This window comes from Nocardia transvalensis NBRC 15921 (genome assembly GCF_000308875.1).
In the GTDB taxonomy this organism is placed as follows: domain Bacteria; phylum Actinomycetota; class Actinomycetes; order Mycobacteriales; family Mycobacteriaceae; genus Nocardia; species Nocardia transvalensis.
The window spans coordinates 39123-46483 of the sequence record NZ_BAGL01000089.1; the positions used below are offsets into that span (position 1 = coordinate 39123).

At 69.8% G+C, this 7361-nt stretch carries 9 protein-coding genes; 5 read left to right on the forward strand and 4 right to left on the reverse strand.

Annotated elements, in window-relative coordinates; all coding sequences use genetic code 11:
* Positions 1–38: 38 nt before the first annotated feature.
* Genes ON41_RS30635 through ON41_RS30645 form a run of 3 tightly spaced genes read left to right on the forward strand, consistent with a single transcriptional unit; the run spans position 39 to position 2048 of the window.
* Positions 39–968, forward strand: a complete 930-nt coding sequence (locus ON41_RS30635; protein ID WP_040751578.1) for an ABC transporter ATP-binding protein — start codon at positions 39–41, stop codon at positions 966–968.
* Positions 965–1816: an ABC transporter permease gene (locus ON41_RS30640; protein ID WP_040751579.1), complete on the forward strand. Its 852-nt coding sequence runs from the start codon at positions 965–967 to the stop codon at positions 1814–1816. Before ON41_RS30635 ends, ON41_RS30640 begins: the two co-directional genes overlap by 4 nt.
* Positions 1806–2048, forward strand: a complete 243-nt coding sequence (locus ON41_RS30645; protein ID WP_051162832.1) for a helix-turn-helix transcriptional regulator — start codon at positions 1806–1808, stop codon at positions 2046–2048. The genes ON41_RS30640 and ON41_RS30645 overlap by 11 nt, the downstream gene beginning before the upstream one ends.
* Before the next feature lie 35 nt (positions 2049–2083).
* Here the strand turns inward: ON41_RS30645 and ON41_RS30650 are convergent, their stop codons facing one another.
* On the reverse strand, positions 2084–2959 hold the full coding sequence (locus ON41_RS30650; RefSeq protein WP_040751581.1) for an NAD(P)-dependent oxidoreductase: 876 nt from the start codon (positions 2957–2959) through the stop codon (positions 2084–2086).
* A 175-nt stretch (positions 2960–3134) separates the two neighbouring features.
* Here ON41_RS30650 and ON41_RS30655 point away from each other — a divergent pair, with 175 nt between their 5' ends.
* Positions 3135–3449, forward strand: coding sequence for a winged helix-turn-helix transcriptional regulator (locus tag ON41_RS30655; RefSeq protein ID WP_051162834.1), 315 nt, complete (start codon positions 3135–3137; stop codon positions 3447–3449).
* Positions 3450–3693: 244 nt separating this feature from the next.
* Here the strand turns inward: ON41_RS30655 and ON41_RS30660 are convergent, their stop codons facing one another.
* Together ON41_RS30660 and ON41_RS30665 are read right to left on the reverse strand one after the other, a co-directional pair.
* A complete protein-coding gene (locus tag ON41_RS30660; protein ID WP_246829631.1) occupies positions 3694–4812 on the reverse strand; it encodes a glycerate kinase in 1119 nt (372 codons plus the stop codon).
* A gap of 14 nt (positions 4813–4826) precedes the next feature.
* Positions 4827–6365 carry an alpha/beta hydrolase gene (locus ON41_RS30665; protein WP_040751597.1) on the reverse strand — a complete coding sequence of 513 codons (1539 nt, stop codon included), beginning with the start codon at positions 6363–6365 and terminating at the stop codon, positions 4827–4829.
* Positions 6366–6524: 159 nt separating this feature from the next.
* On the opposite strand from ON41_RS30665, the gene ON41_RS30670 reads away from it, so the two are divergent.
* The gene (locus tag ON41_RS30670) at positions 6525–6836 is read left to right on the forward strand and encodes a GNAT family N-acetyltransferase (RefSeq protein ID WP_040751583.1); all 312 of its coding nucleotides are present in this window, start codon (positions 6525–6527) and stop codon (positions 6834–6836) included.
* A gap of 57 nt (positions 6837–6893) precedes the next feature.
* Here the strand turns inward: ON41_RS30670 and ON41_RS30675 are convergent.
* Positions 6894–7361: 1-acyl-sn-glycerol-3-phosphate acyltransferase (locus ON41_RS30675; protein ID WP_040751584.1), on the reverse strand; the 468-nt coding region annotated here is incomplete at its 5' end.

Consider the following 7361-nt stretch of genomic DNA (forward strand, 5'->3'; position numbering starts at 1 on the left):
ATGCTACATCCCATCCTGAGATTGCTACGGAGGGCGGGATGACAGTAGGCGACGGCGTCGCACTCGACGTCCAAGGTCTGCGGATGCGGTACGGCACCCGAGATGTATTGCACGACGTGACATTCCGGGCCCACGCCGGCGAGGTGCTGGTGCTGCTGGGCCCGAACGGGGCGGGAAAGACCACCACGATCGAGATCCTGGAGGGCTTCCGGATGCGCTCGGCCGGCGAGGTCTCGGTGCTCGGCGCCGATCCCGCGCACGGCGGCGAGGCGTGGCGGGCGCGCCTGGGTGTGGTGCTCCAGTCCTGGCGCGACCACGGCCGCTGGCGGGTGCGAGAACTGCTGTCGCACCTGGGTTCCTATTACGGCCCGTACTCGACGCCGGCGATCGCCCGCCCCTGGGACACCGACGAACTCGTCGCCGCCGTGGGCCTGACCGAACAGGCCGACACCAAGATCAGCAGGCTGTCCGGCGGGCAGCGCCGCCGCCTCGACGTCGCTATCGGCATCGTCGGCCGGCCGGAACTGCTGTTCCTCGACGAGCCGACCGCGGGCTTCGACCCGCAGGCGCGCCGCGAATTCCATGACCTGATGCACCATCTCGCCGACGACGAGCAGACCACGATCATGCTCACCACCCACGATCTGGACGAGGCGGAGAAACTCGCCGACCGGATCCTCGTGCTGGCCGGCGGGCGGATCATCGCCGACGGTTCGGCCGACGAGCTGTCGCGCCGCATCGCGGGCGAGGCCGAGGTGAAGTGGACCCGCGACGGTCAGCGCTTCGTCCACACCACCACGGAGTCCACCAAATTCGTCTACGAGCTGTTCAAACAGTACGGCGAGGCCATCGGCGAATTGGAGGTGCGCCGCGCGTCGCTGGAGGACACGTATATGACATTGGTGCAGCGCTTCGAATCCGGGCAGGACGACGCCGAGATCCACACCCTCGAGGAGGTGACCCGATGACACCGACGCTGGTGGCCGCGCGCGCCGGGGTGGCGCGCGGACTCATCGAGATCCGCCAGATGCTCACCAACGGCCAGGACCTGTTCATGCAGTACTTCTGGCCCGTGGTCATCCTGGTGGTGCTGTTCTTCATGCGCGACAGCAGCTTCGGGGATACCGGGATCGGGCTGGGCGCGCTGGCGCTGCCGGGCGTGGTGGGCATGCTGGTGGCCTCCAGCGGCATCATGGGCATCGCGCAGTTCCTGAGCGTCGACCGCGAGGACGGAACCCTGTTGCGCGCCAAGGCGACTCCGAACGGCATGGTCGGCTATCTGATCGGCAAGATCATCACGAGCGCGGGCACGCTGCTGGTCCAGGTGATCGTCATGCTGGCGGCCGGCGCCTTCATCGTCGGCGGCCTGCACCTCGACAACGTCGGCGCGTGGGTGACCCTGATCTGGGCCTTCGTCCTGGGCGTGCTGGCGACGCTGCCGATGGGCGCGGTCTTCGGATCGATATTCGACAACCCGCGCAACGTCGGATTCGCCATGATGCCGGTCATGGGCCTCATCGCGGTCTCCGGCATCTTCTACCCGATCACCTCGATGCCCGGCTGGATCCAGGGGCTGGCCCAGGTGTTCCCCATCTACTGGCTGGGCCTGGGCATGCGCTCGGCCCTGCTGGACGGCGACGCGGCCGTGGTCGAACTCGGCCGATCCTGGCGGCACTGGGAGACCTTCGGCGTGCTGAGTATCTGGACCGTCGCGGGCCTGGCTCTCGCGCCGATCGTGTTGCGGCGCATGGCCCGTCGCGAATCCGGGTCGAGTGTGGCGGCGCGCCGCGAGAAGGCGATGCAGCGTGCCTACTGAGATCATCTACAACCGCATCGCGATGCTGCGCGCCGAGCGCGGCATCTCGCGGCGGCAGCTGGCCGAGGCGCTGGGCGTGCACTACCAGACGGTCGGATATCTCGAACGCGGCGAGTACAGCCCCAGCTTGCATCTGGCGCTGCGGATCTCGGAGTATTTCGGAGTGGCGGTGGAGGTCGTGTTCTCCACCGCCCCCTTCCCCCGCCTGGGTTCGAACTCCGAATCCGCCTGAGCCCAAGTTCGCGAAACTTCCTGAGCCGAAACCTTTTACGCGGCACTCCCGCGCATCAACTCGAAGATGGAGACCGCGCGCCCGGACTCCTCGCTCGCCGCGACCGCCTTACGCCAGAAGCCCTGCGCCGTATGGGACAGCGTCGCGTCCACGCCCACCTCCTCGCTGGCATCGATGATGTGCTGCGCACCGGCGTCCATCATCCGGAAGGCCGAGATATCGCCCCAGCCACCGGCTTGCGCGGCCGCGGCGTACTCGGCCATGAAGAACGGAAAGGCTTCGCTGGAGCGCTGGGCGTACGGCAGGAACTTTCCGATATCGTGCCCGGACCGCTGGATCACCGCGAGCGCCTGATCGAAGGCGAGCATCCAGGGGTGGAAGACGATCAGCAACGCCTGGTAGAAGACCTGCGCGACACCGTCGTCCGCGCCCACGTACTCCTGCGGGCTGAGCGGCCGCAACAACTCGGCGTGCGCGTCGAAGACCTCCCGCGGACCGCTGTAGAAGATGTAGGACGCCGGATGCGTGATGTTGTCGCCCGCCGACATGAACCCGCCCGACAGGAACTGCGCGCCGTGCGAGCGGACCCACGCCGCGCCCGCCCGCGCCTTCTCGGGCGAATCGGAGGACAGATTGACGATCACCTTGCCCGCCAGCCGATCGGTCGCGGGGCCGAGCACGTCGTACATGGCGTCGTAGTGGGTCAGGCTGACCACGGTCACCGCGTTGGCGTCCAGCGCCTCGGCGACGGTCGCGGCCCGCACGGCGCCGAGTGCGGCCATGGTCTCGGCCTTCTCCGGGCTGCGGTTCCACACCGTGACCTCGACACCGGCCGCCAGGAACTGCTTGACCATCGCCTGCCCCATCGGACCGAGGCCGAGGACGGTGACGGAACGGGACTGCTGAGACATCGTGAACCCTTCGCTGATGGTCGTATTCGGATCGGCGCCGGATCCCGATGGTCGTCCGCGCAGGTAGGCTCGGGAAGACCGCACGTCGAGGTCGGGTTGCTTACCTCGAGGTTCGAGAACTGCTCAGGAGGTCGCAGTGCAGCCAGGCCGTGACGCGGATCACGAAGTGTGCGGAATGTCGATCGCCATCGACGTCGTCGGCGGCAAGTGGAAACTGCACCTGATGTGGGTGCTCGCCGAGGGCCCGCAACGCTTCGGCCAGATCCGCCGCCTGCTCACCGGCGTCAGCGAGAAGGTCCTCGCCGAGAATCTCCGCCACCTGGAGGCCGCGGGCGTAGTCCACCGCGAGATCTACCCCGAGATCCCCCCACGCGTCGAATACTCCCTCACCCCCCGCGGCGAGGAGTTGAGCGAAGCCCTCAGCGCCCTGGAGGCATGGGGCGACAAACACCGCGACCACGTCCTGTCGTGCGAGCTGAGCACGGCGTAGTCCCGCGCCCCACCCCGGAACGCCCGGCAGCTCGCAGAGTTTCCGGCATGCTTTTGGCCGGAATCCACAGGTGAGATCCCGGCCAAAAGCATGCCGGGAAATAGGTGGGGTGTGCCGGGAAATAGGTGGGGTGTGCCAGGAAATAGGTGGGGTGTGCCAGGAAATAGGTAGGGTGTGCCAGGAAATAGGTGGGTGTGCCAGGAAATAGGTGGGTGTGCCGGGAGGTGGGGTTCAGGACGCGGGGTCAGGGTGCCAGGTAGCGCGTGGCGAGTGCCGCCCCGATTCGCTCGAGGAGGGGCACGGCCTGCGCCATCGAGCGCGCCGGGTCGGGTTCGATCTCGGCGAGGGTGTGGCAGGCCGTGAATCCGGCGGCGCGTAACTCGTTCTCGGACAGCGGGCACCGGCCCGCGACCGCGACGACCGGAACCCCCGCCGCCAGCGCGGCGCGGCACACGCCCATTGGAGCCTTGCCGCGCAGGGTCTGCTCGTCGAACGAGCCCTCGCCCGTGACGACGAGATCCGCTCCGCGCACCAGGGATTCGAACCCGATCAGATCCAGGACGACATCGATACCGGACCTCTCGACGGCCCCGAGCACGGCCATCGCCCCGAATCCGGTACCGCCGGCCGCACCCGCGCCGGGGCGCTCCGCGCCATCGGGATCCACCAGCTTCGCCCAATTCGCCAGGGCCGCTTCGAGTACCGCGCACTGCTGCGGATCCGCGCCCTTCTGCGGCGCGAAAACCGCTACCGCCCCGTGGGTTCCGAGCAGAGGGTTGTCGACATCGCTCGCCAGGGTGACCGAGATATCGGCGAGGGCCGGATGCAGCCCGGACCGATCCACCCCCACGGCCCGCGCGAGAGCCGCACCGCCCCTGGGCACTTCGTCACCGCGCACATCCAGCACACGCAATCCCAAGGCTTGCAGCATGCCCGCACCACCGTCACTGGAGGCACTGCCGCCGACACCCAGCACGAGTGTGCGCACACCCCGATCCAGCGCGTGCGCGATCACCTGCCCCAGCCCGTAGGTGCTCGCATGCAGCGGATCCGCGTGCCCGCCAGGCAGTTTCGCCAACCCCACCACGGCCGCCAACTCGATCACCGCGGTTTCGTCCCGCACCGCATAGGCGGTCGGCCCCGGCACCCCGGTCGGCCCCTCGGCCTCGACCTCGACCCGCTCCCACCCGGCCGCCAGAAACGCGTCCACGGTCCCGTCCCCGCCATCGGCCACCGGCGCCCGGACCACCTCGACGCCCGGCGCCGCCCGCACCATCCCGGCCGCCAGCGCCCCGGCCGCCTCGGGCCCCGACACCGACCCCTTGAACTTGTCCGGCGCCACCACCACCCGCCCGTTCACCACGATTCCCGCCCCCCTCAGTCGATGGGCGCTTGGTCGGCGTGCGAGATGGTGACCTTGCCGGTGCGGAGGTAGGTGAGAACGGCCTGGTCGACGGTGGGATTGTTGCGGCCGAAGGTGCCGTGGTCGCCGCCCTCGACGGTGATCAGGTGGCCGCGCAGGGCCGCCGCCATGCCGGGGCCGCCGTCGTACTCGGTGACCGCGTCGTGGCGGCTCTGCAACACCAGCGGCGGGGTCGGCAGGCCGTGGTCGGCGATGGCGACCGGCGTCGTGACCGGATCCCAGTCGGCGCAGGCCACGCCGGAGCGCACCATATCGGCGCGGGCGTCGAGGGCATTGCCGCCGGAGGCCACGGTGGCCGCCGCGGCCGCCAGCAGCTCCATGCGCCCCGGCACCGCGTTCTCGTTGCAGGTGATGGCGGAGAACACATTCCGGCCCGTGGCGCCGGGAGCCGCCACATCCTCGATCGCGCGCAACTGCCGGGTATCGGTCGGATCGACGCTGGCATCGGCCATGGCGCGGGCGAAGGTGGGCCAGAACGACCGGGTGTAGGTGGCGACCGCGGTGGCCGACACCATCGGCACCTGCGCCGACGTACCGCCCGTGGCCAGGGCGCGGATCAGGTTCTGCAACTGCCCGATCTGGTCGCGGCCGCCGTTGAAGCCGTCGCGGGCCAGGTCCGCGATCGGTGCGGGCAGATCGCCCGGCAGGTCGGCGGTCGAGGCCGGCGGCGGCGTGAGGTTGGCGTACCAGCCGCCGCCCTGGGCGACGACCATCCGCACCCAGTTCTCGTACACCCGCAGCGGGGTCGCGCCGAGGTGGTACTCGCCGTCGTGCTGGGCGATCCAGGTGAACAGGTCGTCGAGCCGCTGCTTACCGGCCAGCTGCTGCTGGGCGAACTGCTCGTTCCACACCCAGTCCGGATGCACGCTCGAGTCCAGCACCATGCGGTCGACCCGCTGCGGGAACAGCGAGGCGTAGACCGCGCCCAGATACGTGCCGTAGGAGGTCCCGAAGAAGTCGATCCGGTCCAGCCCGAGCGCGTCCCGCACGGCGTCCATATCGCGCGCCGTGTTCTCGGTGGTGATGGTCGCGACGTAGCCGGGCTGCGTGGCGTCGCAGGCCGCGCGGGTGGCGCCGCGGTCCTTACCGTTCGCGCCGCAGTCCAGCGGGGTCGCCCAGCGCAGCCCGCGCGGCTGTACCGCGACGCGGTCGTAGTGCCGGCCGATCTCGGCGGGCAGCCCCGCGGAGCGCCGGGACCAGAAGTCCAGCGAGTCGGCGCCGGGACCGCCCGGATTGGCGAAGATCGTGCCGTTCCGCTCCCCCGTGGCGCGAATCCGGCTGACGGTCAGCTCGATTCGCGGTCCGCCGGCGTCCGCGTAGTCGCGGGGAACCGAGACCACCGCGCATTCCGCCCCGCCGCCGGGCGTCACCGCGCCGTCCGGACACTCGCCGAAGGCCGCCCGGTCGTCGGCGCCCGCCACTCCGGCCGGCTGCACGGCCAGAAAGGCGGCACACGCCCACGCCACCGCTCGCGCCGTCCGTCGTGTCTTCATCCGCGTCATCTCCCCGGTCGGGCCGGCCGCGCTCGCGAGCGACCACAAGCATTCTCTGCGGCTCCCCCGCCGGTCACAACTCGGGACATACCCGGCCGCCGCGGGCGAACACTCGTCACATCGGGACACATTGTGTCCGCGACACAGTAGCGTCGAGCCATGTCGATCGATGTGCGCAACAACACGGAGCTCGATCGTTTCGAGATCTATGTCGACGGCGGACTCGCCGGCATCGCGGAGTACCAGGACACCGCCGCCGAACGGGCCTTCGTCCACACCGAGATCTATCCGCGCTACAGCGGCCAGGGGTACGCGAACACCCTGGTCCAGGCGGCGCTGGACGCCAGCCGGGACGAGGGCTACGGGATCCTGCCGCTGTGCCCGATGGTGCACCACTTCGTCGAATCCCGGCCCGAATACCTCGCCCTGGTCCCGCACTGGGCGCGGGAGCGGTTCGGCCTGCCGCAATGACGCGCCCTCAGTAGGGGAGAGCGCGGGAACCGTTCGGCCTGCCGCAGTGACGCGCACTCAGTAGGCGGCGACCGCGCCGTCGAGGGCCAGCTGTAGCCGGTCGCGCACCACGCGGGCGATCTCGGCCGGGCGGGCGGGCAGTTCGGCCAGGGTCGGTCCGAAGTAGAAACTCGCCGACCGCACCTCGTCGGCGGTCGGTTCCACCGCCGGATCGGGCCGCGGGCCGTAGCTGAGCCCGAGGCTGACCAGGGCCGGACGCGCGCCGAGCTTCATCGCCCGGAACGCGATGTGCCCGATGCCGCTGCCGACGGCCTGGACCTGGGTCGGGTCGACGTCGTTGCAGGTGCCCTCGGGAAAGACCGCGACCGCGTCGCCGCGCGCCATCCGCTCGGCGCACACGTCGATCATCCGCTGCCCCGCCGCGTTCACCGCGCGAATGCCGTGATCCTTACCGCGAAACACCGGTATCCCGCCCATCATGTCGACCTTGCGGCGCTGGTCGGGATCGATGAACAGCTCGTCCTT

Excerpts from the sequence above, each read along its gene's own strand:
- ON41_RS30640 (WP_040751579.1), top strand. The coding sequence starts at position 965 with ATGACACCGACGCTGGTGGCCGCGCGCGCCGGGGTGGCGCGCGGACTC.
- ON41_RS30655 (WP_051162834.1), top strand. The coding sequence starts at position 3,135 with ATGTCGATCGCCATCGACGTCGTCGGCGGCAAGTGGAAACTGCACCTG.
- ON41_RS30665 (WP_040751597.1), bottom strand. The coding sequence starts at position 6,365 with ATGAAGACACGACGGACGGCGCGAGCGGTGGCGTGGGCGTGTGCCGCC.
- ON41_RS30670 (WP_040751583.1), top strand. The coding sequence starts at position 6,525 with ATGTCGATCGATGTGCGCAACAACACGGAGCTCGATCGTTTCGAGATC.
- ON41_RS30650 (WP_040751581.1), bottom strand. The coding sequence starts at position 2,959 with ATGTCTCAGCAGTCCCGTTCCGTCACCGTCCTCGGCCTCGGTCCGATG.
- ON41_RS30635 (WP_040751578.1), top strand. The coding sequence starts at position 39 with ATGACAGTAGGCGACGGCGTCGCACTCGACGTCCAAGGTCTGCGGATG.